Source organism: Streptomyces longwoodensis (assembly GCF_001514125.1).
GTDB lineage: Bacteria > Actinomycetota > Actinomycetes > Streptomycetales > Streptomycetaceae > Streptomyces > Streptomyces longwoodensis.
Map to the genome: position 1 here is coordinate 543,047 of NZ_KQ948549.1, position 23,608 is coordinate 566,654.

At 74.5% G+C, this 23,608-nt stretch carries 24 protein-coding genes; 15 read left to right on the forward strand and 9 right to left on the reverse strand.

Going from position 1 to position 23,608, the window contains the following annotated elements:
- Positions 1 to 24 precede the first annotated feature (24 nt).
- From AQJ30_RS02450 to AQJ30_RS02460, 3 genes are all read right to left on the reverse strand, one after another.
- Positions 25 to 1,272: a DUF4032 domain-containing protein gene (locus AQJ30_RS02450; protein WP_067228097.1), complete on the reverse strand. Its 1,248-nt coding sequence runs from the start codon at positions 1,270 to 1,272 to the stop codon at positions 25 to 27.
- A 9-nt stretch (positions 1,273 to 1,281) separates the two neighbouring features.
- A complete protein-coding gene (locus AQJ30_RS02455) occupies positions 1,282 to 2,046 on the reverse strand; it encodes an MBL fold metallo-hydrolase (RefSeq protein ID WP_067228099.1) in 765 nt (254 codons plus the stop codon).
- A gap of 138 nt (positions 2,047 to 2,184) precedes the next feature.
- Positions 2,185 to 2,817, reverse strand: coding sequence for an alpha-ketoglutarate-dependent dioxygenase AlkB (locus AQJ30_RS02460; protein WP_067228101.1), 633 nt, complete (start codon positions 2,815 to 2,817; stop codon positions 2,185 to 2,187).
- A gap of 157 nt (positions 2,818 to 2,974) precedes the next feature.
- On the opposite strand from AQJ30_RS02460, the gene AQJ30_RS02465 reads away from it, so the two are divergent.
- Together AQJ30_RS02465 and AQJ30_RS02470 are read left to right on the forward strand one after the other, a co-directional pair.
- Positions 2,975 to 3,655, forward strand: a complete 681-nt coding sequence (locus AQJ30_RS02465; RefSeq protein WP_079083726.1) for a TetR/AcrR family transcriptional regulator — start codon at positions 2,975 to 2,977, stop codon at positions 3,653 to 3,655.
- A 70-nt stretch (positions 3,656 to 3,725) separates the two neighbouring features.
- The gene (locus AQJ30_RS02470; RefSeq protein ID WP_067228103.1) at positions 3,726 to 5,399 is read left to right on the forward strand and encodes an FAD-binding dehydrogenase; all 1,674 of its coding nucleotides are present in this window, start codon (positions 3,726 to 3,728) and stop codon (positions 5,397 to 5,399) included.
- Positions 5,400 to 5,452: 53 nt separating this feature from the next.
- On the opposite strand, the gene AQJ30_RS02475 is transcribed toward AQJ30_RS02470, so the two are convergent.
- On the reverse strand, positions 5,453 to 5,806 hold the full coding sequence (locus AQJ30_RS02475) for a DUF488 domain-containing protein (RefSeq protein ID WP_067228105.1): 354 nt from the start codon (positions 5,804 to 5,806) through the stop codon (positions 5,453 to 5,455).
- Between the two features lie 342 nt (positions 5,807 to 6,148).
- Between AQJ30_RS02475 and AQJ30_RS02480 the strand changes: the two genes are divergently transcribed.
- From AQJ30_RS02480 to AQJ30_RS02500, 5 genes are all read left to right on the forward strand, one after another.
- Complete coding sequence (locus AQJ30_RS02480) at positions 6,149 to 7,498, forward strand: M1 family metallopeptidase (RefSeq protein ID WP_245726808.1); 1,350 nt, start codon at positions 6,149 to 6,151, stop codon at positions 7,496 to 7,498.
- Between the two features lie 160 nt (positions 7,499 to 7,658).
- The gene (locus tag AQJ30_RS02485) at positions 7,659 to 8,396 is read left to right on the forward strand and encodes a L,D-transpeptidase family protein (RefSeq protein WP_067228108.1); all 738 of its coding nucleotides are present in this window, start codon (positions 7,659 to 7,661) and stop codon (positions 8,394 to 8,396) included.
- A 41-nt stretch (positions 8,397 to 8,437) separates the two neighbouring features.
- Positions 8,438 to 9,133, forward strand: coding sequence for a response regulator transcription factor (locus AQJ30_RS02490; protein WP_067228110.1), 696 nt, complete (start codon positions 8,438 to 8,440; stop codon positions 9,131 to 9,133).
- 65 nt (positions 9,134 to 9,198) lie between these two features.
- Complete coding sequence (locus tag AQJ30_RS02495; protein ID WP_107119481.1) at positions 9,199 to 11,001, forward strand: sensor histidine kinase; 1,803 nt, start codon at positions 9,199 to 9,201, stop codon at positions 10,999 to 11,001.
- Positions 11,002 to 11,058: 57 nt separating this feature from the next.
- Positions 11,059 to 11,517, forward strand: a complete 459-nt coding sequence (locus AQJ30_RS02500; protein ID WP_067228114.1) for a DUF6098 family protein — start codon at positions 11,059 to 11,061, stop codon at positions 11,515 to 11,517.
- A 33-nt stretch (positions 11,518 to 11,550) separates the two neighbouring features.
- Here AQJ30_RS02500 and AQJ30_RS02505 read toward each other — a convergent pair whose 3' ends face one another.
- The gene (locus AQJ30_RS02505; RefSeq protein WP_067228115.1) at positions 11,551 to 12,768 is read right to left on the reverse strand and encodes a saccharopine dehydrogenase family protein; all 1,218 of its coding nucleotides are present in this window, start codon (positions 12,766 to 12,768) and stop codon (positions 11,551 to 11,553) included.
- Positions 12,769 to 12,914: 146 nt separating this feature from the next.
- Here AQJ30_RS02505 and AQJ30_RS02510 point away from each other — a divergent pair, with 146 nt between their 5' ends.
- On the forward strand, positions 12,915 to 13,643 hold the full coding sequence (locus AQJ30_RS02510; RefSeq protein ID WP_067228117.1) for a TetR/AcrR family transcriptional regulator: 729 nt from the start codon (positions 12,915 to 12,917) through the stop codon (positions 13,641 to 13,643).
- A gap of 137 nt (positions 13,644 to 13,780) precedes the next feature.
- Here the strand turns inward: AQJ30_RS02510 and AQJ30_RS02515 are convergent, their stop codons facing one another.
- Positions 13,781 to 14,674, reverse strand: coding sequence for a LysR family transcriptional regulator ArgP (locus AQJ30_RS02515; protein ID WP_067228119.1), 894 nt, complete (start codon positions 14,672 to 14,674; stop codon positions 13,781 to 13,783).
- A gap of 69 nt (positions 14,675 to 14,743) precedes the next feature.
- Between AQJ30_RS02515 and AQJ30_RS02520 the strand changes: the two genes are divergently transcribed.
- Positions 14,744 to 15,358, forward strand: a complete 615-nt coding sequence (locus tag AQJ30_RS02520; protein WP_067228120.1) for a LysE/ArgO family amino acid transporter — start codon at positions 14,744 to 14,746, stop codon at positions 15,356 to 15,358.
- A 73-nt stretch (positions 15,359 to 15,431) separates the two neighbouring features.
- Positions 15,432 to 16,736, forward strand: coding sequence for an MFS transporter (locus AQJ30_RS02525; protein WP_067228122.1), 1,305 nt, complete (start codon positions 15,432 to 15,434; stop codon positions 16,734 to 16,736).
- A gap of 66 nt (positions 16,737 to 16,802) precedes the next feature.
- Here the strand turns inward: AQJ30_RS02525 and AQJ30_RS02530 are convergent, their stop codons facing one another.
- Positions 16,803 to 17,258, reverse strand: coding sequence for a cyclic nucleotide-binding domain-containing protein (locus AQJ30_RS02530; protein WP_067228123.1), 456 nt, complete (start codon positions 17,256 to 17,258; stop codon positions 16,803 to 16,805).
- Positions 17,259 to 17,597: 339 nt separating this feature from the next.
- Positions 17,598 to 17,846, reverse strand: coding sequence for a hypothetical protein (locus AQJ30_RS02535; RefSeq protein ID WP_067228125.1), 249 nt, complete (start codon positions 17,844 to 17,846; stop codon positions 17,598 to 17,600).
- Positions 17,847 to 18,018: 172 nt separating this feature from the next.
- Between AQJ30_RS02535 and AQJ30_RS02540 the strand changes: the two genes are divergently transcribed.
- The 5 genes from AQJ30_RS02540 to AQJ30_RS02560 all read left to right on the forward strand — a co-directional run bounded on the left by AQJ30_RS02540 (position 18,019) and on the right by AQJ30_RS02560 (position 21,254).
- Positions 18,019 to 18,453, forward strand: a complete 435-nt coding sequence (locus AQJ30_RS02540) for an ATP-binding protein (protein ID WP_067228126.1) — start codon at positions 18,019 to 18,021, stop codon at positions 18,451 to 18,453.
- Between the two features lie 209 nt (positions 18,454 to 18,662).
- Entirely contained in the window at positions 18,663 to 19,547 is an 885-nt protein-coding gene (locus AQJ30_RS02545; protein ID WP_067228128.1) for a SigB/SigF/SigG family RNA polymerase sigma factor, read from the forward strand.
- A 48-nt stretch (positions 19,548 to 19,595) separates the two neighbouring features.
- Entirely contained in the window at positions 19,596 to 19,847 is a 252-nt protein-coding gene (locus AQJ30_RS02550; RefSeq protein WP_067228130.1) for a DUF5133 domain-containing protein, read from the forward strand.
- Positions 19,848 to 19,951: 104 nt separating this feature from the next.
- Positions 19,952 to 20,794: a DUF1206 domain-containing protein gene (locus AQJ30_RS02555; protein WP_067228132.1), complete on the forward strand. Its 843-nt coding sequence runs from the start codon at positions 19,952 to 19,954 to the stop codon at positions 20,792 to 20,794.
- Positions 20,795 to 20,822: 28 nt separating this feature from the next.
- Positions 20,823 to 21,254 carry a hypothetical protein gene (locus AQJ30_RS02560; RefSeq protein ID WP_067228134.1) on the forward strand — a complete coding sequence of 144 codons (432 nt, stop codon included), beginning with the start codon at positions 20,823 to 20,825 and terminating at the stop codon, positions 21,252 to 21,254.
- A gap of 52 nt (positions 21,255 to 21,306) precedes the next feature.
- On the opposite strand, the gene AQJ30_RS02565 is transcribed toward AQJ30_RS02560, so the two are convergent.
- Entirely contained in the window at positions 21,307 to 23,556 is a 2,250-nt protein-coding gene (locus tag AQJ30_RS02565; protein WP_079083730.1) for an FUSC family protein, read from the reverse strand.
- Between the last annotated feature and the right edge of the window lie 52 nt (positions 23,557 to 23,608).

Genomic DNA, 23,608 nt, shown 5'->3' on the forward strand with positions numbered 1-23,608 from the left:
CCGGGGCGTCGGCGCGGCCGCGGCTCAGTCCTCGGGGACGGCCGGCTCCAGGGTCTGCAGGGTCTCGCGGGCCTTGGGCAGGATCTTGGTGATGTAGTCCTCGACGGCCGTGTCCAGCCCGATGTCGTGCTGGGCGCGCTCGGACAGGTACCAGCGGTGCTCCAGCAGCTCGTGGTAGATCTCCGCCGGGTCCATCGAGCCGCGCAGCTCGACCGGCACGGCGCGCACGGTGGGGCGGAACACGTCCCGCACCCACCGGTGAGCCAGCACCTCGGGGCGGGCGGCGAGCGGGTCGCCCGGGGCGTGGTCGTCCTGGGTGGCCATCCAGCTCTCCAGGTCGTTCAGCAGCCGCCGCGCCTGGTTCTCCTCGGCGTCCAGGCCGGTCAGCCGCAACAGCTGGCGCTGGTGGTGGCCGGCGTCGACGACCTTCGGCACGAAGGTGACCGTGTCGCCGCGGGAGGAGTGCTCGATCTGCATCTCGGCCACGTCGAAGCCGAGGTCGTTGAGCCGGCGGATCCGGCGCTCGATGTAGTGGTACTTGCCCGCCGGGTAGACCGAGGTGCGGGTCAGCTCCTCCCACAGGCCCTGGTAGCGGGCGCAGATCTCCCGGCCGAACTCGACCGGGTCGACCGACGGGTGCAGCGCGCCGGACGCCTCCAGGTCGAGCAGTTCCCCGCTGATGTTCACCCGGGCCAGGTCGAGGTCGTAGTCGCGCTGGCCGGGGCTCAGCCGGGGGTGCAGGTCGCCGGTCTCGGCGTCCACGAGGTAGGCGGCGTAGGCGCCCGCGTCGCGCCGGAACAGCGTGTTGGACAGGGAGCAGTCGCCCCACGCGAACCCCGCCAGGTGCAGGCGCACCAGCAGCACCGCGAGGGCGTCCATCAGCCGGTGCATGGTCGCGGGCCGCATGGTCGTCTCGAACATCGAGCGGTACGGCATGGAGCCGCCCAGGTGCCGGGTGACGAGCACCGGTTCCAGGGGCTCGCCGGACCTGTCGGTGCGGCCGGTGACCACGGCGAGCGGGTCCACGGCGGGGATGCCGAGCCGGTCGAGGTCGCGCAGCAGCTCGTACTCGCGCAGCGCGGGCCGCTCGGCGAGCTCCTTGACGGCGATGACCTCCTCGCCGGCGCGGGCGTAGCGCACGACGTGGCGGGAGATGCCGCGGGGCAGGGGGACCAGGACGTCCTCCGGCCACTCCTCCAGCGGGAGCTGCCAGGGCAGTTCCAGGAGGACGGCCGGGTGCTCCGGGTTGGTCGCGCTGATCTGCAAGGCCATGGCCCGACCCTAAAGGGCGCGTTCCCGGGCTTGGAGCGCGGCGTCGCGCACGGAGCCACGGTGGACCGGGCCGTGGCCGGGGAGCAGGACGTCGGCGTCCAGGTCCTCGAACACCGCGAGGGAGGCCACGGAGCGCTCCCGCTCGTGGTGGAACATGTCGGGCAGCAGCTGCGGCCCCTGGACGCGGGACGTCGGGTGCCCGCTGACCAGGGCGTCTCCGGAGACCACCACGCCCGCCTCGGGCAGGTGGTAGGCGCAGTGGCCCAGGGTGTGGCCGGGTGTGTGCACCGGCACGGGGCGCCTGGGCAGGTCGAGCGGGCCGGGCGAGCCCTGCGTGCTGTCGGACGGGAACGGCGCCGGTTCGGTCACCGGCACGTGCGCGGTCCCGCCCGAGCGGATCGCGTGCACGGCCCAGGGGAGCACCCCGGGCCGCCAGCCGTTCCTGAGCACCGTCCCGACGCTCACCTGGTGCAGGAAGTCCCGCCGGGCGTGCGGCACTTCGGCCTCGTGCAGGAGGACGGGGGTGCCGTGGGCGGCGCGCAGGTACTCGGCCGAGCCGAGGTGGTCGGTGTGCGCGTGGGTGATCAGCACGGCGGCCACCGCCTCCGGTGAACTGCCCACCGCCGCCAGGGACTCCAGGAGCAGCGCGCGGTCACCGGGATACCCGGTGTCGATGAGGGTGACGGCGTCGCCCTCGCCGAGGATCACCCAGTTGGTGTTGCTGCCGTGCACCAGGTGGATGCCGTCGCCGACCTGCCGGATGTCTGCGCCCATGGCCGTCCCGTCGGAAGTGGGTGGAGCGTGGAAGGGGGTGGAGCGTGGAAGGGGGTGGAGCGTTGCGGAGTTGCGGACGTGCGGGGGACAGCAAAGCAGAGTCGTCCGCGGCACCGCTCCCGGGGGGCTGCCCCGGGCTCAGCGCACGCCCCGCGGGCGGAACTGGACGCTGATGCGCGGGCCGCTCGCCCGGGTGCTCTTGGGGACGCAGTGCTCCCAGGTGCGCTGGCAGGAGCCGCCCATGACGATCAGGTCGCCGTGGCCCAGCGGGCGCCGCACCGTCTGCCCGCCGCCGTGCGCGGGGCGCAGCAGCAGGTCGCGCGGGGCGCCGACGGAGAGGATCGCGACCATGGTGTCCTGCCGGGCGCCGCGGCCGATGCGGTCGCCGTGCCAGGCCACGCTGTCCCGGCCGTCGCGGTAGTGGCACAGGCCCGCCGTGACGAACGGCTCGCCCAGCTCCTCGGCGTAGTGCGCGCTGAGCGCGGCGCGGGCCTCGTCGAGCACCGGGTGGGGGAGCGGGTCCTCGGCGCCGTAGAAGGCCAGCAGGCGCGGGACGGCCACGACGTTGTCGTACATCTGGCGGCGCTCCTCGCGCCACGGGACGCCCTCGGCCAGCTCCTCGAACAGGACGTCGGAACCGGTGAGCCAGCCGGGCAGCACGTCGATCCAGGCGCCCGCGCCGAGCACGGTGCGGCGGATGCCGTCGAGCGTGCCGAGCCGCAGGTCCTCGGCCTGGTCGAAGAGGGAGCCCTGGAGGTGGTGCCTGGTCATGGATCCAGCGTACTCCTTAATCGAAAATGTGTTCCCTTCGCTGGTGTCGCAGCCGTTTTCCCCGCTCCGGGGGCTGTTCGATACACCGGTGTATCGGATACGTTCCCGTATCCGACGACCTGAGATCCGACGACCCGACGCCCGCGGAGGTGAGCCCATGGACGACGGCGCCAGGCGCGTCACCCGGCGCCGGGTCCGCACCCGCGCCCGGCTGCTCGACGCGGCGTTCGCGGTGTTCGCCGCCAAGGGGTTCGGACGGGTGTCGATCGAGGAGGTCTGCGAGGCCGCCGGCTTCAGCCGGGGCGCCTTCTACTCCAACTTCACGACCCTCGACGAGCTGTTCTTCGCCCTCTACCAGGAGCGCGCCGACCTCATCGCCCGGCAGGTCGCCGACGCCCTCGCCCAGGACGGGCCGGGCCTCGACGTGCCCGCCGCCGTGGACCGGGTCACCGAGGTGCTCCTCCTGGACGTGGACTGGCTGCTGGTCAAGACCGACTTCCTGGTGCGCGCGGCGCGCGAGCCCGCCGTCGCCCGGTCGCTCCTCGACCACCGCGCGCTACTGCGCCGGGCCGTCGCGGACCGGCTCGCCCGCGCGCAGGGCCCCACCCCGCTGCCCGCCGCGCTCGGCGACGCCGAGGGCGCCGCCCGGGCCGTGGTCGCCGCCTACGACGGCGTGACCACCCAACTGCTGCTGGACAAGGACGTGGAGGCCGCGCGCGCGTGGCTCAAGCAGCTCCTCACGGCCCTGCTGGCCGCGCCCCCCGTGCCGCCACCGGACACCCAGGCCCAGGACCCCGCCCAGGCCCCCGCCCACGCACCGTCGACGCACGGTCGATGAACCCCGGGTCGAACCCGGGAAGCACCCCAGGGGTAAGGACCCCGAGAACCCCAGGAAGGAACGGACGCCCATGGACGCGGACGTCATCGTCGTCGGAGCGGGCCTCGCCGGCCTGGTCGCGGCGCACGAACTCACCAGCCGGGGCCGCCGGGTCGCCCTGGTCGACCAGGAGAACGCCGCCAACCTCGGCGGCCAGGCCTTCTGGTCCTTCGGCGGGCTCTTCCTCGTCGACTCCCCGGAGCAGCGCCGCCTCGGTGTGAAGGACTCCCTGGACCTCGCGTGGAGCGACTGGCAGGGCAGCGCCGGGTTCGACCGCCTGGACGACGAGGACTCCTGGGCCGTGCGCTGGGCGCGGGCCTACGTGGAGTTCGCGGCGGGGGAGAAGCGCGTCTGGCTGGAGCGGCACGGCATCAAGCTGCTGCCCACGGTCGGCTGGGCCGAGCGCGGCGACCTGCGCGCCGACGGCCACGGCAACTCCGTGCCCCGCTTCCACATCGCCTGGGGCACGGGAACCGGTGTCGTGGAGCCGTTCGTCCACCACGCCCGGCAGGCCGCCCGCGACGGGCTGCTCACCTTCCTCCACCGCCACCGGGTGGACGAGCTGGTGGTCGAGCAGGGCGCGGCGCGCGGTGTGCGCGGCACCCTCCTGGCCCCGGACGACGCACCGCGCGGCGTCGCCTCCAGTCGCGAGGCGGTCGGCGCGTTCGAACTGACCGCCCAGGCCGTGATCGTCACCTCCGGCGGGATCGGCGCCGACCACGACATCGTGCGCCGCCACTGGCCCGCCCGGCTCGGCACCCCGCCCGCCCGGATGGTCACCGGCGTGCCCGCCTACGTCGACGGGCGCATGCTCGACATCAGCGCCCGGGCCGGCGCCCGCCTCGTCAACCGCGACCGCATGTGGCACTACACCGAGGGCGTGCGCAACTGGGACCCGGTCTGGCCCGGCCACGGCATCCGCATCCTGCCCGGCCCGTCCTCGATGTGGTTCGACGCCCTCGGCCGCCGGCTGCCCGACCCGTGCCTGCCCGGCTACGACACCCTCGGCACCCTGCGCCACCTGCGCACCACCGAGGACATCGCCGGGTACGACCACTCCTGGTTCGTCCTGAGCCGGCGGATCGTCGAGAAGGAGTTCGCGCTGTCCGGCTCCGAGCAGAACCCGGACATCACCGCCAAGGACCGCCGGGCGTTCCTGCGCGACCGGGTCCTCGGCAAGGGCGCCCCGGGCCCCGTGCAGGCGTTCCTCGACCGGGGCGCGGACTTCGTCGTCGCCGACACCCTGGACCGGCTGGTGGAGAAGATGAACGGCCTCACCGACGAGCCGCTCCTCGACGCCGACCTGATGCGGCGCCAGATCCGGGCCCGCGACCTGCAGATGGACAACCCCTACGCCAAGGACGCCCAGGTGCAGGGCATCCGCAACGCCCGCCGCTACATCGGCGACCGCCTCGGCCGCGTCGCCGCCCCGCACCGCATCCTCGACCCGGCCGCCGGACCGCTCATCGGCGTCAAGCTGCACGTCCTCACCCGCAAGACGCTCGGCGGCATCCAGACCGACCTCGACTCACGCGCCCTCGGCGCCGACGGCACCCCGGTGGACGGGCTCTACGCGGCCGGCGAGGTGGCCGGCTTCGGCGGCGGCGGCGTGCACGGCTACAACGCCCTGGAGGGCACCTTCCTCGGCGGCTGCTTGTTCTCGGGGCGCGCGGCGGGCCGGGCGGCGGCACAGCAGACGGCGTGAGCCGAGCGGGCGGGGAACGAGGCAGTGCCCCGGATGCCGGGCGGGGCGCGCCCTCAGGCCTCCTCCAGCAGGCGGACCAGCACCGCGGCGTGGCTGCGCCCCGGGTCCTTCGCCGACGTCAGCAGCGTCACCGGCCCCTCGCGGACCGACTCCCGCAGCCCGTCCAGGAGTTCGGCCGCCCCGGGCGCGGCGAGCTCGTCCTCGTAGCGGGCGGCGAACTCCTCGTAGGAGCCCTCGCCCGCGTGGTACCAGCGGCGCAGCTCCGCGGACGGGGTCAGGCCCTTGGGCCACTCGTCGACGTGGGCGGCGTCCTTGGACACGCCGCGCGGCCACAGCCGGTCCACCAGGACGCGCAGGCCGTCGGCGGGTTCGGGATCGTCGTACACACGGCGCACTCGTACGCTCACCGGCGGGCCTTTCGACGGGTTCGACGCAGCGGACGGTCGACGCAGCGGACGGGGGAGGGACAGCGGGGTCGCGGGACCGTCCGGAGCGTACTGCCGGCCGTCCGCGCGCGCCGGGCGTGACGCGGCGTGACTTGACCCGATCATGGGTGAGGGCGCGGCTTGCCGGCCCTACGCTGTGGGACGAATTGATCACCGCCACCCCCGACGGAGCGACCCTCCACCCCGGGTGGAGCGCCCCTGCCGACCCGTTCAGGAGAGCTTGTGACCCGATCCCGGCCCCCGAGGCCCAGCCACCGTCCCGCGCACGGCGCGCGCCGCCGGGCCCTCACGGCGACCGTCCCCCTGGCCCTCACCGCGCTGCTCGCCTCCGCGAGTCCCGCGGGGGCCACCACGACGGGCGGCGCCGGGGCCGGCGACCCGTACTTCCCGCTCGCCGGGAACGGCGGCTACCACGTGGCGCACTACGACCTCGACCTGCGCTACGACACGGCGACGCGGCACCTCGACGGCACCGCCGTCCTCACCGCCCGCGCCACCCGGCGGCTCACCCGCTTCGACCTCGACCTCAGCGGCCTGAAGATCACCGGCCTCACCGTCGACCACGCCCCGGCCGCGCACCGGCGCGACGGCCAGGAACTCGTCGTCACCCCGCGCCGGGCCCTGCGCAAGGGCCAGACCTTCCGGGTGACCGTCACCTACCGGGGGACCCCGAAGCCGGTCACCGACCCGGACGGCTCCACGGACGGCTGGATCGCCACCGACGACGGCGCCTTCGTCGCGGGCGAGCCCCAGGGCGCGATGACGTGGTTCCCCGCCAACAACCACCCCACCGACAAGTCGTCGTACGACATCACGGTGACCGTCCCGCAGGGACGCACCGCCGTCGCCAACGGCGTCCTGGTCGGCCGGCGCACCCACCAGGGCCGGACCACGTTCCACTGGCGCCAGAGCGAGCCGATGGCCGCCTACCTGGCCACCGCCACCGTCGGCACCTTCCAGGTCCGGCAGTACACCACCCGCGACGGCATCCGCGTCTACGACGCCGTCGACCCCCGCGAGGCCACCGCCGCCGCGCCGGTGCTGAAGAAGCTGCCGTCCGTGCTGGAGTGGGAGAGCCGCCTCTTCGGCCCGTACCCCTTCCGCAGCGCCGGCTCGATCGTCGACCACGCGCCCGACGTCGGCTACGCCCTGGAGACCCAGGGGCGGCCCGTCTACGACAGCGCGCCCGACGTGGACACCCTGGTGCACGAGAACGCCCACCAGTGGTTCGGCGACTCCGTGTCCCTCACCTCGTGGAAGGACATCTGGCTCAACGAGGGCTTCGCCACCTACGCCGAGTGGCTCTACGAGGAGCAGCACGGCGGCGACAGCGCGCAGAAGACCTTCGACGCGCTGTACGCCCGCCCGGCCGGCGACCCCCTGTGGGCCTACCCGCCCGGCGACCCCGGCGATGGTGCGAACCTGTTCGGCACCCCCGTCTACGCCCGCGGTGCCATGGTCCTGCACGCCCTGCGCACCGCCGTGGGCGACCGGGCCTTCTACCGCGTCCTGCGCGCCTGGGCGAGCGAGCACCGGTACGGCCACGGCACCACCGCCGACTTCGAGCGGCTGGCCGAGCGCGTCTCCGGCAAGGACCTGGACGCCGTGTTCACGACCTGGCTCCACACCCGGGGCAAGCCGAGCCGCCCGTAGGGCCGTTCGGCCCGGCGTGGGCCGAAGGCGCCGCGGATGCCGACGGGTTGCACGGGTTGCGCGGAAATCGACCGGTCCCGCGGAAGCCGACCGGACCCGCCGGGCCGACCGGTCCCGCGAAGCTGACCAGTTCCTCACATCCGTCGGCCAAGGTCGAGACATGATCGCGCACCGACCCCGGGCCGCCCTGCTCGCCGTCCTCTTCCTGCTCACCGGGTGCGGCGGCGGCGCGGCGGCCTCCCCGGGGCCCGCCGCCGCGCCGGCCCGGCCCGGCACCCCGCCCGCGCCCACCGCGACGGTGCGCGCGGCGCCGGCGCGGATACCCGGCCTCGGGCCCTCGACCTGGGCCCGCGTACCGGGGACGGCCGGGCAGGTCGTCGTGGTCACCGGGCGCGGCCGGGACTCGCCGCTGTCCACGGTCGTCCTGTACCGGCGCACCCCGGACGGCTGGCAGCCGGGACCCGCCTGGCCCGCGCACAACGCCCTGCGCGGCTGGAGCGCCCACCACACCGGCGGCGACCTGCGCAGCCCCCTGGGCGTGTTCACCCTCAGCGACGCGGGCGGACGGCGCCCCGACCCCGGCACCCGGCTGCCCTACCACCGCTCGCGCGGTTTCACCCCGCACGGCACCGGCTTCGAAGGGGAGTCCCTGGAAGGCTCCTTCGACTACGTCGTCGCCATCGACTACAACCGCCGGCCCGGCACCTCACCCCTCGACTGGACCCGGCCGCTCGGGGCGCGCCGCGGCGGCGGCATCTGGTTCCACGTCGACCACGGCGGCCCCACCCACGGCTGCGTCAGCCTCGGCGAGGCACCGATGAAGGACCTGCTGCGCGCACTCGACCCCGCCCTCCACCCGGTCGTCGTGATGGGCGACCATGCCTTCCTCGCCCGCTGAGCGGACGAGCACCCCGTCCGCCGACCGAAGGGGACCGTCCCGTGTGCGCCCACGTACTCGTCGCCGAGGACGACGCGATGCAGGCCGAACTCATCCGCCGCACCCTCCTGGCCGAGGGGCACACCGCCACCGTCGTCCACGACGGGCCCGCCGCGCTGGACACCGCCCGCCGCCTCGGCCCCGACCTCGTGGTGCTCGACCTGATGCTGCCCGGCCTCGACGGCTTCGAGGTGTGCCGGACGCTGCGCCGCGAGGGCGACGTGCCCGTGCTGATGCTCACCGCCCGCACCGCCGAGGACGACGTCCTGCTCGGCCTGGACCTCGGCGCCGACGACTACATGACCAAGCCGTACAGCCCGCGCGAGCTGATGGCGCGGATCCGCACGGTGCTGCGGCGCGGCGGCCGGGCCGCGGGACGGCGCGAGGACCCCGTGCTGCGGGCGGCGGGCCTGGTCGTCGACCCCGCCCGCCACGAGGTGCGGTGCGACGGCGTGCCCGTGGAGTGCACCCCGGCCGAGTTCCAGATCCTGCTGGCCCTGGTCGGCGAACCCGAACGGGTCTTCACCCGGCGCCAGTTGCTCCAGTGCACCAGCGGCTTCGACCGGGCGTCCACGGAGCGGGCCATCGACGTGCACATCATGAACCTGCGCAAGAAGACCGAGGCCGACCCGCGCCGCCCGGCCCGGCTGCTCACCGTCTTCGGCGTCGGCTACAAGCTCAGCGGCGGCCCCGGGTGACCCGGTGGCCCCGCGGTCGGGCCCGACGTCCCCGCCGGGCCCGGATACCGGTCCGCAAGCGCCTGCTGGTGCGGCTGCTGATCGCCTCGGTGCTGATCGCGGTCTGCTCGGTGGCCGCCACCACCTGGCTGGCCATCGAGACCACCACCCGCGCCCTGAAGGAGGAACAGGGCCAGGCCCTCGCCGACGACATGGACATCCTCGCCCGGCTCAGCGGCTACGCCGCCACCCACCCCGACTGGCGGGACGTCCGGGCCACCGTACGGGCCCTGTCCGCGCGGACCGGCCGCCGCATCGCCCTGACCACCGCCGACCGCACCCCGCTCGCCGACTCCGCCCCGCCCGGCACCTCCCTGCCGCCCCGCGCAGCCGCCACCGTCGACCCGCTGCACACCGACACCTACTCCGAGCGCGGCGCACAGCGCACCGGCATCGACCCGCGCGCGGTCGGCCCGTACCGGCTCACCACCGCGGAGCGCACCGCGCTCGACGACCTCGCCCGGGTCCGGCAGCGCTGCCTCACCCGCTACGGCCTCGCCACCACCCTCACCCGCGTCCCGAGCGGGCGCCCGGTCGTCACCGAGGACACCGGGACGACCGGGGCCGCCGGAGCCGACCTCGACGCCACCGACTGCGCCGACGGCCGGCTCAACACCCCGACGCCGACCGAGGCGAAGGCCCTGCGCGCCCTCCAGGACCAGGCCGGCAGCTGTCTGACCAGGCTCGGCCTGAGCGCCGGCACCCCGCTGTACCTCGTCGTGGACGTCACCGAGGGCCTCGTCCCCGCCTTCGCCGCGAAGTTCTCCTCGGCCCGCGACACCCGGGCCCTGCACACCGTGCAGGCCTGCGTCGACGCCGCCCGCCGCGCCCAGCTCGACCCCTACGTCGCCCCGGTCGCCGAGCTGTTCCTCGGCGGCGGCGCGGGCGACGCGCCGCCCCGCTTCGACATGTCCCCGGCCAACAAGGCGAAGGTCGCCGGGGCCGCGGGCCTGGTCCTCGCCGTGACCGTCGCGGTGACCGCCGTGGTCGCCACCCGCCTCGTCCGCCCGCTGCGCGCCCTGACCGAGGCCGCCCAGCAGCCGCCCGAGGCGCACGCACGCGTACCCGTCACCACCCGCGACGAGACCGGCATCCTCGCCGAGGCGTTCAACGACCTCGCCGAGCGCCGCGAGCGCCTGGAGGCCCAGCGCAAGGCCCTGGTCAGCGACATCGCCCACGAGCTGCGCAGCCCGCTGACCAACATCCGCGGCTGGCTGGAGGTCACCCGCGACGGCCTCGTCGACCCCGACCCGCAGCTGCTGTCCGCGCTGCACGAGGAGGCACTCGTGCTCCAGCGGGTCATCGACGACCTGCGCGACCTCGCCGACGCCGATGCCGGGACCCTGCGCCTGCACCCCGAGCCCGTGCCCGCCGACGAGCTGATCGCCCAGGTCGCCGCGGCCCACCGCGTCGCCGCCGACACCGCCGGCGTCACCCTGCGCACCCGGGCGGACGGCACCCCCTGGCTGGACGCCGACCCGGTACGGCTGCGCCAGGCCCTCGGCAACCTCGTCACCAACGCCGTACGGCACACCCCCCGGGGCGGCACGGTCACCCTGACCGCGGGCCGCGAGGGGGACCGGGTGGTGCTGGAGGTCGCCGACACCGGCTCCGGCATCGCGCCCGAGGACCTGCCGCACGTCTTCGAGCGCTTCTGGCGGGCCGAGAAGTCCCGCAGCCGCCGCACCGGGGGCAGCGGGCTCGGCCTGTCCATCGTGCGGCACCTCGTCGCGGCGCACGGCGGCACCGCCGAGGCGCGCAGCACACCGGGCCGGGGCAGCGCCTTCACCCTGCGCCTGCCTGCGGCGACGGCCCCGCGGGACCCCTGATTCCGCACGCCGCCGCGGGGTACCCCGGTGGCCGTACGGCGCACAGGAGGTGACGCGATGAGCCCGTCGACCGGCACGGCCGACCTGCCGGTGGCGCACGGCCTGGAGGAGCTGACCCGCCTGATGGAGCGGCGGCGGGGACTGTACGTCCGCTGGTCGCGGGGTCCCGGGGTCGACCTCGGCCGCACGTCCAGCGTCGACGAGCTGACCGGCGTGCGGATGCCCGGCCTGTCGGCCAACCCGCTGGACGTGGAGGACTGGTGGGGCGACCGGCCGCTCGTCCTGTGGGCGGCCCGCCGGCTGTACGACTACGCCCACCTGCCCCACGAGAAGGGCCCCGGCGTGCGCCCCTGGGTCCTCGCCGGGCGCGAGCGGGGCCGGGGCCCCGACAACGAGCCGCTCGTGGCGGAGGTCGAGCCGCTGTGCTGGATCGACGACGCGGTGATCGACGAGGCCCGCGCACAGGTCGCCGCCCAGGAGCACGCGTGGGGCCCGCTGCGCCGCGGGGGGAGCTGAGCGGGCCCGGGGACCGCGACGGCCGCGGCCCCGCTACTGCTCCCGCATCCCCCAGGGGGAGCCGTACGCGGTCAGCAGGTCCAGGAAGGGGCGGGCCGGGAACGCCTCGGGGCCCAGCACGCCGGCGCCCTGCCACGCGCGCGTGGCGAGCAGCTCCAGGGCGACGACCGGGTTGACCGCCGTCTGCCACACCACGGCCTGGCTGCCGTACTCCGCCATCGACCACTGGTTGTCGACCACGTGGTACAGGTACACCTCGCGCGGGGCGCCGTCCTTCACGCCCCGCACCCAGGTGCCCGCGCAGGTCTTGCCGTGCATCCGCTCGCCCAGGGTCGCCGGGTCGGGCAGACAGGCGGCGACCACGTCCCGGGGCGAGACCCGGACCGGCCCGTCGGCGCTCGGCACGGTCACCGGCGCGGTGCCGTCCAGGCCCAGCCGGTGCAGGGTACGCAGCGTGTCGATGAACTCCTGCCCGAGGCCGTACTTGAAGGTGACGCGCCGGGCCCCCACCCAGCGGGGCACGAGCAGCACCTCCTCGTGCTCGACGTTCACGCACTCGACGGGTCCGATGCCCTCGGGGAAGTCGAAGACCTCGGGCTCGCTGAACGGCTCGGTGGTGTACCAGCCCCGCTCCGCCTCGTAGACGACCGGCGGGTTCAGGCACTCCTCGATGGTGGTCCAGATGCTGAAGGACGGCGCGAAGTCCAGGCCGTCCACGGTGAGGTTGGCGCCGTCGCGGACGCCGATCTCCTCGATCTCGTCGAACAGCTCGTCGGCGGCGTGCCGGGCGAAGACGTCCGACAGGCCCGGCTCGACGCCCATGCCCACCAGCGCGAGCGCCCCGGCCTCCTCCCACGCGGCGGCCTCGGCGAACTGCTCGTCGCCGAGCTTCACCCCGCACTCCTCGTACGGCCGCTCCCCGTGCGGCCGGGACAGGGACATCGCCATGTCGACATAGGTGGCGCCGGCCGCGCGCGCCGCCCGGAACAGCGGCATCACGAACCGCGGGTCGGTCGCGTTGAGCAGCACGTCGCAGCCGTGCCGGGCGAGCAGCGCGGTCACGGCCCCCTCGTCGCTCGCGTCGACGCGCTCGGCCACGAAGCGGCCGTCGCCGTCGAGGGCCGCCACCGCCGCGGCCGAGCGGGCCGGGTCGTAGTCGGCGACCACCATGGCCTCGAAGAACGTGCGGCGGGCCGCGATCCGGGTGACGGCGGTGCCGACGCCGCCGGCTCCCACGAGCAGTACACGCATGACAAGCACTCCCTGAGTCGATCTGTCGACTTCTCGGTTTGTCGTTCGTTGTGGTGGCGCGCCCCGCCCTGGATACAACCCGTCGCGCTCACTTAAGGTCAATGGCGTTGGCATAAGGGGATCCGCGGCAGAAGGGAGGGCCGGTCATGCCGAAGCCCGTCGTCCCCGAGGAGAAGCGGCGCCGCCGCCGGCCCACCCGCGCCGGCACCGTGCTGTCCGAGAAGCTGATCGTCGACACGGCGCTGCGGCTGCTGCGCGAGCACGGCAGCACCGGGCTCACCGCCCGCCGGCTCGGCCTGGCCCTCGACTGCGACCCCAGCACGCTGTACCGGTACTTCCGGGGCATGGACGAGCTGACCCTCGCCATCGGCGACGCCCTGATCGGGCAGGCGCTCAGCGGCTGGCGGCCGACCGGCCGGTGGCGGGCCGACCTGCACGCCGTAGGACTGCGCATCCACGCCGCCTACGTCGCCCACCCGCAGGCGGCCCAGCTGACCGCCAGCCGGGTCACCGGACGGGCCAACGAACTGGCCGCCGACGAGGCCGTGCTGGACGTGCTGCGCCGGGCCGGCTTCCCGCTGCCCGAGACCGTGCGCGTCTACCACGCGTTCATCGACCAGACCCTGGCCTTCGCCGCCCTCGACGCGGCCTCCCTCACCCTGCCGCGCGCCTCCCAGCACGCCGACGAGGCGATGTGGCGCTCCACCTACGCCCGCCTGCCCGCCACCACCCACCCCCGCATCGCCGAGGCCGCCCCGCTGCTCGCCACCCGCATGGTGACCAGCGCGTACCCGACGGCACTGGAGATGCTGCTGGACAGCGCGCAGACCCGCCTGGAAGCGCTGGGCGGGGGCGACGGCGGGGGAGGGAACTGACGGCGGACCCGGGCGAGCGGGTGTGCGGCGGACGAAAGCGAGCGGCCGTCCCCATCGAGCGTTTCCGCTGCTAGGGGGTGTCTTGTCGATCAGGCCGGATCAGGGCCGCGAGCCCGGCCTGATCGGCAAGACACCCCCTAGCCCAGCGCCCCGGCCGCCGCCCCCGCCACTGCCTCCGCCAGCGCCGCCAGGGCCGGTGAGTCGAGCTTCCACTGCTGCCAGTACAGCGGCACGTCCAGCGGCAGGTCCGGCGCCAGGGGCACCAGGCGCCCCGAGCGCAGCAGCCCGTCCGCCTGGATCTCGGGCACCATGCCCCAGCCGAGCCCGGCGGCGACCGCGTCCAGGAAGCCCTCCGACGTGGGCACGGCGTGCCGTACCGCGCTCGCGCCGCCGGCCCCGCGCCGCAGCCGTCGTACGAAGGCGTCCTGGAGGTCGTCGCGGCGGTCGAAGGTGACCACGGACGCGTGGACCAGGACGTCGGGCAGGGGGCCGTCGAGGTGGCGCCGGACGAAGCCGGGCGTGGCCGCGGCGAGGTAGCGCATGGTGCCCAGGCGCCGCACGGAACAGCCGGTCACCGCGTCCGGCGCGGACGTCACCGCCGCCATCACCAGGCCCTCGCGCAGCAGTTCCGCGGTGCGGGTCTCGTCCTCGCGGTGCAGCTCGAAGCACAGGCGCGGTTCCGGCGCCACGTGGGTGAGCGCGGGCAGGAACCAGGTCGCCAGGGAGTCGGCGTTCACCGCGACCGACACCCGGGCGGGCTCGCCCTCGGCGCTCAGGCCCAGCTCCGCCCGGGTGTCGCGCTCCAGCCGGGCCAGCTGCCGGGCGAACCGTACGACGATGTCGCCGGACTCCGTGGGACGCACCGGCTTGGTGCGCAGCAGCAGCACCCGGCCCGTGCGCTGCTCCAGTGCCTTGACCCGCTGGCTGACCGCCGACGGCGTCACGTGCAGGGCGGCCGCCGCCGCGTCGAAGGTGCCCTCGTCGACCACCGCGAGCAGGGTCCGCACCTGGTCGAGGGGCAGGTCGGTCATCACGGCCGCTAATGATACGTAAGAATCCTTAGCTGGACCGGCAGTGATCGGCTCCCTAGCGTGGAGCGCATGTCCCCCGCCCTCGCCGCCGCCGCGGCCGGTTTCGGCACCGGCCTGTCGCTGATCGTCGCCATCGGCGCCCAGAACGCCTTCGTCCTGCGTCAGGCTGTCCGGCGCGACGCCGTCCTCGCCGTCGTCGGGATCTGCGCCCTGTCCGACGCGGTGCTCATCGCGCTCGGTGTGGGCGGCGTGGGCGCGTTGGTGGTGGCCTGGCCCGGCGCGCTCACCGTGGTCGGCTGGGTCGGCGGCGCCTTCCTGCTGGGGTACGGCGCCCTCGCCGCCCGCCGGGTGCTGCGGCCGGGCGAGGGGCTGCGGGCGGCCGGTGACGCGGCGGGCTCCCGGCGCCGGGCCGTGCTCACCTGCCTCGCCCTGACCTGGCTCAACCCGCACGTGTACCTCGACACGGTGTTCCTGCTCGGCTCGATCGCCGCCGACCGCGGCCCGCTGCGCTGGACGTTCGGCCTGGGCGCCGCCCTGGCCAGCCTGTGCTGGTTCGCCGTCCTCGGTTTCGGCGCCCGGCTGCTCGGCCGCTTCCTGGCCCGCCCGTCGGCCTGGCGGGTGCTGGACGGACTGGTGGCCGCCACGATGATCACGCTGGGCGTCCTGCTCCTCCTCGGGGCCTGACCGACTCCGAGGGCCGGCGCGGTGACATAGTGAACCCCGGTCCGGATAGATGTAGCGAGCAACCAGGAAGTCCGTGGACACCAGCGACAGCACCACCACCGGTACGGAGCCCTCTTCCGCGCACGCGCCCGAGGCGCCGCCCCGGCGCGGCTGGCGCCGCTGGGCGATGGACACCCGGCCCCTGCGCATCCCGGCCTACCGCCGCCTGTGGACCTCCACCATCGTCACGGCCGTCGGCAGCCAGCTCACCGCCGTCGCCGTGCCCAAGCAGATCTACGACATCACCGGCTCCTCGGCCTGGGTCGGCTACGCCAGCCTGGCGGGCCTCGTGCCCATGGTGCTGTTCGCCCTGTGGGGCGGGGCCGTCGCGGACACCGTGGACCGCCGCAAGCTGCTGCTGGTCACCAACACCGGCATCGCCGTCACCTCGGTGCTGTTCTGGGTCCAGGCCGTCACCTCGCTGGACTCGGTGCCGGTGCTGATGGTGCTGCTCGCGCTCCAGCAGGCCTTCTTCGGCCTGAACGCGCCCGCCCGCACGGCCTCCATCGCCCGCCTGGTGCCCGCCGACCAGTTGCCCGCGGCCAACGCGCTGGGCTCGACGGTCACCCAGACCGGCCTGGTCGCGGGCCCGCTGCTGGCCGGTGCGCTGATCCCCGTCATCGGGCTGCCCGAGCTCTACCTGATCGACGCGCTCGCGCTGTGCGTGACCGTCTGGGCGGTGGCGCGGCTGCCCGCCCTGCCCCCGCTGGGCGGCGCCGGGTCCCGGCGTGCCGGGGTTCGGGAGATCGCCGAGGGCTTCCGCTACATCGCCGGGCGCAAGGTGCTGCTGCTGTCCTTCCTGGCCGATGTCATCGCGATGGTGTGCGGCATGCCCCGCGCCCTGTTCCCGCAGCTCGCCGCCGAGACCTACGCCTCCTACGGCGAGGGCCCGGCCCTCGGTCTGCTCTACGCGGCGATCCCCGTCGGCGCAGTGCTCGGCGGGCTGTTCTCCGGAACCTTCTCCCGGGCCCGCCGGCACGGCTGGATGGTGATCGGCGCGGTCGTCGCCTGGGGCGCCGCCGTCGCCGGCTGCGGGCTCAGCGGCAGCCTGTGGTGGGCGGTGGCCTTCCTGGCGGCGGCCGGCGTCGCCGACATGGTGTCGATGGTCTTCCGCGGGGCGATCCTGCTGTCGGCGGCCACCGACGAGATGCGCGGCCGGATGCAGGGCGTCTTCACGGTGGTGGTCGCGGGCGGGCCCCGCCTCGCGGACGTCCTGCACGGCACGGCGGGCTCGGTCCTCGGCCCCCGGGCGGCCGTGGCGGGCGGCGGCCTGCTCGTCGTGGTGCTCATGCTGGGCCTGGCCGCGACGGTCCCGGCGCTGCGCCGCTACCGCGTCTGAAGCGCCCGGAGCGCGGTGTCGCGGTGCCGGAGGGAAGTGCCGAAGGTCCGGGCGCCGAGACACCCCCTAGAACGCGCCCCGGCGTTTGATCGCGTACTGCTCCATCAGCTTGCCCCGGGTCATCTCCAGCCGGTGGGCGAGGATCTCGGCGACGATGCGCACCAGCGACAGCCCGAGCGCCGGGTCCTCCTCGCACAGCTTGAGCACCGGCTGCGCCTCGAACTCGTACGCCCGCACCGGGCTGAACGCCTCCGCGCCGAAGTCCCACCGGTACGGCGGGAACAGCCACGACCAGCCGAGCAGGTCGCCCGCGGACAGGCTCGCGACGGTGACCCGCTGGTGGGTGGTGACCTGCTGGTCCAGGGAGACGGAGCCGGAGCGGATGACCCAGAACCGGTCGGCCCGGCCGCCCGCCTCGAAGACGCGGGTGTCCTCCGGGAAGGACACCTCCCGGGCCAGGGTCATCAGGTGCTGCCGCTGGGGCGGGGGCAGGGCGGTCAGGAGTTTGGTCGCTTTGGTCATGGCGCGGGGCTCCTCGCCGGGTGATCGGGTGGGGGTGCTTTCCCTATGCCCATTTCAGCCGCTGCCGTCGCACCGGGCACCTCGGCGACCGGGGTTCCCGCGACCTGGCCCGGCCGCGCCCGGACAGGAAAGAGCCCTGGCTGGACGGGGGAAGCCAGCCAGGGCCGTTACGGGTGATGTCGGGGGAGGGGGGAACTCGACCCCGTCACCACGTATGGATGAACCGTAAACCATTCGCGGGCGCGATGCGTAGCCAGAAGCCGGTCACGTGACCCGTTTCACTCCACTGTGCCATGCGGAAGCCGGTTCGCACAGCCTCCGCACAGCCTCAGTCGTCGGTCAGTCGTCCGTCCCCGGCTCCGCGCCGTGGCACCCCGGCGACACGATCTCGTCCAGCACCCGCACCACGGCCTCGTAGGCCAGCTGCCGGCCCCGGGCCTCCCGTGCCGCGTCGTCGCCGTCGCGCGGACCGCCGGACGGTGCCGGCTCGCGGGCGCGGGCCTCCCAGGTGCGCAGTTCCTCGTGTGCGTAGCGGCGTGCCCGCTGGATGCGCCGCAGCAGTTCGTCCGAGTCCACAACTTCCGCCATGCGGTGCGCGTACCCCGAAGCGCGCCGTCGATGACCTCACCCGTCCGCACCGGCGGAATGACCGCTTTCCCTGAGTTTGCCACGTTTGCGACGCCGGATGGGGGCCAGCCGCATCACTGAGGGTCCAGCAGAGAGGCCCGCCACCAGCCGGTACCACTCAAGGAGCGAAAGGATGCCCATCGATCACGGCACCGATTCCCTCGGTGCACCCGACCGCCCCGACCGGCTGCACGGGGACGGACCCTGCCGCCCCGCCGACGTCCGCAGCGCCGTACGGCGCGTGTGCGCCTGCCACACCCCCGGGGCCTTCCACGACGACGCCGCGCTCTCCGACGCCCTCCTCGTCGCGTCGGAACTGACGACCAACGCCATCCTCCACGGCGGCGGCGTCACCGAGTTCGACGTCGACCTCGACGGCCCGGCCGTGCGCGTGTCCGTGAGCGACCACAGCGACCGGCTGCCGGTCCTCCACGACTTCGACGAGCGCGGCCGGCGTCGCGTCGGAGGGCGGGGCTGGCCCATCGTCTGCCGGCTGTCCCAGGACGTCCGCGTCGCGGACCTGCCCTCGGGCGGCAAGCGCATCACAGCCGTCGTGCCCCTGTCCTGACGCCCTGTCCCGGCCCCCCACCGCCCCCGGAGGGCGATTCCCGACTCGCGGAGTTTGTTCTTCCGGGAGGGGGGCAGACGCAATTTCGTGCTTCGGACCGGAGGCGCGCCAGCGGGAGCGGTATGACCGCCCGGGGCCTCTGGTCCCGGTCGGCAGCGCCCCTCCCGTGGTCAACCCCCCAGAAACCACCGTTCGGGAGCGAAAACCGCATGCCTATCGACATGTCGACAAGCCGTTCTGACGCCGCTCTGCCCGAGACGGCCGACACCCCCGCACCGACCGCCACACCCACCCGCACCGCCCCGCGGCGCAACCACGACGACGCCCCCGACACCCTCGGCCGGTTCCAGCGCCTGGCCGAGCTGCCGCCCGGCCCCCAGCGGGACGCGGTGCGCGACGAACTCGTCACCGCATGGCTGCCCATGGCCCACCGCATCGCGGGCCGTTTCCGCGACCGCGGCGAGTCCCTCGAGGACCTGCGCCAGGTCGCCGCCCTCGGACTGGTCAAGGCCGTCGACCGCTTCGACCCCTCGCGCGGCGCCTTCGAGAGCTACGCCGTGCCGACCATCACCGGCGAGATCAAGCGCCACTTCCGGGACCGCATGTGGGCCCTGCGGGTGCCGCGCCGCGTGCAGGAGCTGCGCAACAAGGTGCGCGTCGCCCGCCGCGAGCTCATCCAGAACCCCGGCGCGCCGGAGCCCTCGGTCGCCGACATCGCCGGGCACACCGGCCTCACCGAGGAGGAGGTCGCCGCGGGCCTGGAGGCGCTGGAGAGCTTCAGCACGCTCTCCCTGGACGCCGAACTCCCGGCCGGCGACGACGGCTACAGCCTGTCCGACACCCTCGGCGGGCCCGACGCCTCCTTCGACATCGTCATCGACCGCGAGTCCGCGAAGGAGGGGCTGCGCCGCCTGCCCGAGCGCGAGCGGGCCATCCTCTACATGCGCTTCTTCGAGGACATGACCCAGAGCCGCATCGCCGACAAGCTCGGCATCTCCCAGATGCACGTCTCCCGGCTGATCAGCCGCAGCTGCGCCCGGGTGCGCGAAGAGGTCCTCGGCCGCCGGGGCGCCGGCTCCGGCCCCGTCGCCTGACCACCCGCACCACGTACCGACCCGACACGCACGAGGAGCGAACGACCGATGTTGATGCCCCATCCCGCCGTCCTGCGCCGGCTCGTCGACGAGTACCAGGCGCTGACGAAGACGGCCGGGGCGGCCGGCGCGGAGTCGGCCACGCGCAGTACCCGGGAGCAGGACCTGGCCTACACCTTGTGCGTGTCGACCGGTACCCGCGACGTGGTGGACGCGCTGGAGACGGCGCGCCGGTGGCTGGCCGCGGCGGCCGTGCCGCCCGAGCAGCAGACCGGCCCCGGCACGCACGTCCTGGTGTGACCCCAGGTATGAGCGGCCGGATCGCGGACAAAGGCAAGGTGAGTCCTACGACAACCAGACGAAGACACGCCTGACAGGGCGCTGCGGTGAAGGGGGAGGGCGTCATGAACACGAGTGCGAGCGCCTTGGCGCGCAACGGGCGCACGGGGGCCGAGCGGGCCGCCCGGGGTTCGGTGATGAAGGGCGCGGCACGGGCCGGCCTCACCGCCCGCGGGGTGATCTACCTGCTGGTCGGCGTGCTGGCCCTCAAGATCGCCTTCGGTGAGGGACAGCAGCAGGCCGACCGCAAGGGGGCGCTGGAGGAGATATCCCACCAGCCCTTCGGGAAGTTCCTGCTCTGGGCCCTCGGCATCGGACTCGTGGGCATGGCGCTCTGGCGCCTGTCCGAGGCCGTGTTCGGCGCGGCCGGCAAGGACGGCCGCAGCGCCCGCAAACGGCTGATGGCGGCGGGACGGTGCGTCTTCTACTCGTTCGTGGCCTACTCGGTGCTGTCCTTCGCGGCCGGCTCCGGCGACGGCGGCGGATCGAGCGACAAGCAGTCCCGTGACGTCACCGCCCGCGCCCTCGACCTGCCCGCGGGGCAGTGGCTGGTGGGCGCGGCCGGCGTCGGCATCGTCATCGCCGGACTGGTCCTGGCCGGCCGCGCCGTGATGCGCACCTACCGCAAGAAGATGAACCTCGGACAGCTCAGCCCGCGGATGCGCCGCCTCGTCGACGTCACCGGCGTCGGCGGCGGCGCGTCCCGCGGGCTCGTCTTCGCCGCGGCCGGCGTCTTCGCCGTACGGGCCGCCGTCGAGTACGAGCCGCAGAAGGCCAAGGGCCTCGACGACACCCTGCGCTCCTTCGCCGAGACCCCGGCCGGACCGGGGCTGCTGGTGTGCATCGCGGCCGGGCTGGTGCTGTTCGGCCTGTTCTCGTTCGCGATGGCCCGCTGGCGGCGGGTCTGAGCCCGGACAGGGAGGGAACACGGTACGGATGATGGAACCCGAGCACCCGTCCGACGGACGGCCCGTGGACATGTACCTCGACCTCCTGCGGGTCCGCATGGACAGCGACGACTACCGGCTCCTGCTCCAGGTCGTCGCTCCCGCGCTGCGGGCCCTGGACGAACAGCCGCCGGAGTCCATGGACTTCTCCCTGGACCCCGACGACACGCAGAGCCTGCCCCAGGAGATCCGCGACGAGGCGGCCCTGGTGATCGCCACGGCCGTCACCGGACGGCTGGACAACCAGCTGGTGGAGCTGGAGATCGACGAGACGGGACCGGTGCGCGTGGTCACCGACGCGGCGACCGCGTCCGACCCCGACCGGCTCGCCGAGATCGCGTCCTACATCCGCCGGCGCCACCAGGACACCGAGGAACTGCGCGGCATCGCCGAGGCGAGCGGCCTGCCCACCGACTTCTGAGCACGGGACCACGGCGACCGCCGCGGTCCCGTGCTCACCCGTGCCCGGGGTCTCACCCCCGTGGTGCGGCCACCGGCACGTCCAGCGGCCGGGCCAGGCCCAGCACCGCCTCGTCGAGGCGCTGGAGGTGCCGCAGCACCCGGTCGGTGACCCGCCCGTAGCGCGGTGTCGCCGGAACGCCCGGATCCAGCAGCGAGGCGATGCTCGGCCCGGTGCGCACCGGCTCCGCCGAGCCCTCGTCGCCGACGTGCGCCGCGATCGCCCTGATATTGCGCAGGATGCGCTCCCCGGCGCCCTTCAGCCCCGGATCGGCCGCGATCGACGGGTGCGTGGGCAGCAGCTCGGCCGTCGCCGCCAGCGCCCGCGCGTGGTAGGCGCACGTCTCCAGCAGCGCGACCACGTACCGGGCCGTCTCACGGCGGGTCCGCAGCGGCGTCACCGGATGCGTCAGCGGCTGGATCGCCGCCCGCAGGTCCGCGAGCGCCTGGTCCAGGTCCCGGGCCTGCTCCAGCAGGTCGACCGGGGGGCCGCCGCTGAGCTGGTCCATGGCCGTCGAGGTCACCTCGGCCAGCCGGTCCAGCACCGTCGTGAGCAGGTCGTTCGTCCGCCGGTCGGTATGGACCGGCAGCACCAGCGCCGCCGCGACGATCCCGCAGGCCGCGCCCAGCGCCGTCTCCTCCACCCGCAGCACCAGCACCGACAGGCTGTAGGTGTGCAGCAGCGTGTACAGCACGCCGAGCGCCGCCGTCACGAAGAACGACATCAGCGTGTACGACAGGGGAGCGGTGTAGAACATCGCGAACACGCACAGCAGCACCACCGCGAACGCCGTCCACGTGTGGTGCCCCACCAGCCCGGCCAGCACGATGCCCGCGACGACGCCGAGCACGGTGCCCACCAGCCGCCGGTAGCCCTTGACCAGGATCTCCCCGGTGGAGGCGGTGTTGATGAAGACGATCCAGCAGGTCAGCACCGCCCAGTACCAGCGCTGCGAGGACAGGAACTCGCCCCCGACGATCGCCAGCAGCGAGCCGACCGCCACCTGCACGGCCGCCCGCGTCGTGGGCCGGCGCAGCCCCGTCTCCGGCTCGCTCGGCTCCTCGGTCTCCTCCGCCACGCCGATCGCGGCGTCCTCGGCGTCCAGCTCCTCGCGGGAGCGGGCCGTCGCCGGGCTGTCGTCGGAGTCGTCCTGCGGCCCGTCCAGCGCGATGCGCAGGCCCAGGACGGCGCGGGCCGTCTCGCCGATGCCCCGGAACACGTCCTGCACGGCCGGCGACGCGCTCGGCAGGTTCTCGTCGTCCCGGTAGCCCAGCAGCCGGTTGCGCACCTGCGCCAGTCCGGTGCCCGGGGCGGCGGCCACCGGGCGCCGCACGAGCAGCGCGAGGGCCGTCAGGTCCCGGCGCAGCGCGTCGCTCGCCTCGTCGCGCACCGGGAGCCGGCCGCGCTCGGGCAGCTGGGCGCCGGGCAGGTGCAGGGTGAGGGTGTCGGCCCGGCGGGCGCTGCGCGCGGTCAGCAGCAGCAGGCCGAGGCGCTCGGCGGCGATCTCCGCGTCCGCGATGCGGCGCTGCACCAGCCGCGCCACCGCCTCGTCGGGGGTGCCCTCCTCCAGCCGGCCCTGGATCATCATGGCGGTCTCGTGCAGCCGGGCGGTGCCCACCCGCACCTGCTCCAGGACCCGGTCCACGTCGTCGGGCCCGGCGTCCAGCAGGTCCGCCAGGGCCTCCAGCAGCTGCGCCAGCCGGGCCCGGAACGCCTCCCGCAGCCGGTGCAGGATGCCCGTCGGGGTCTGCGGCACGAGCACGAACCGCGCCAGCGCCCCGCACGCGAACGCGATCGCCACGGTGCCGAGGAACCCCGGCAGGCTGGCCGGGGTCACCCCGACGAACAGCGACGCGAAGTACGTCTGGAAGCCGATCAGGCCGAGCGCGGTGCCCCGGTCGCCGAACCGGCGGCCGTAGACCGCGCAGAAGATCAGCACGACGAAGAAGGCGTCGCCCAGGAGCACCCGGGAGGTCAGCAGCGCGCTCAGCGACACCGACGCCAGCGCCACCGGCAGGCCGAGGGCCAGGGTGACCGCCTGCGGAGCGCGCTGCTTCTCCCGGATGGCGAACGTGGCGACCATCGCCGAGATCGCACCGGCCACCAGGTGCGTCACCCCGGCGTCCAGCGCGGCCAGCACGGCCAGGGTCAGGGCGATGGAGAGGACGGTGCGCAGTCCCGCGGCCAGTCGCAGCAGCCCCGGGTCGGACGCCGCCACGCGGTCGCGCACCCCAGCCCACACCGACCGTTCCGCTGACCTCACGCCGCCGTACTCTCCGCCTCGCGCCTCGACCTGATCATCAGCATGCCACGGC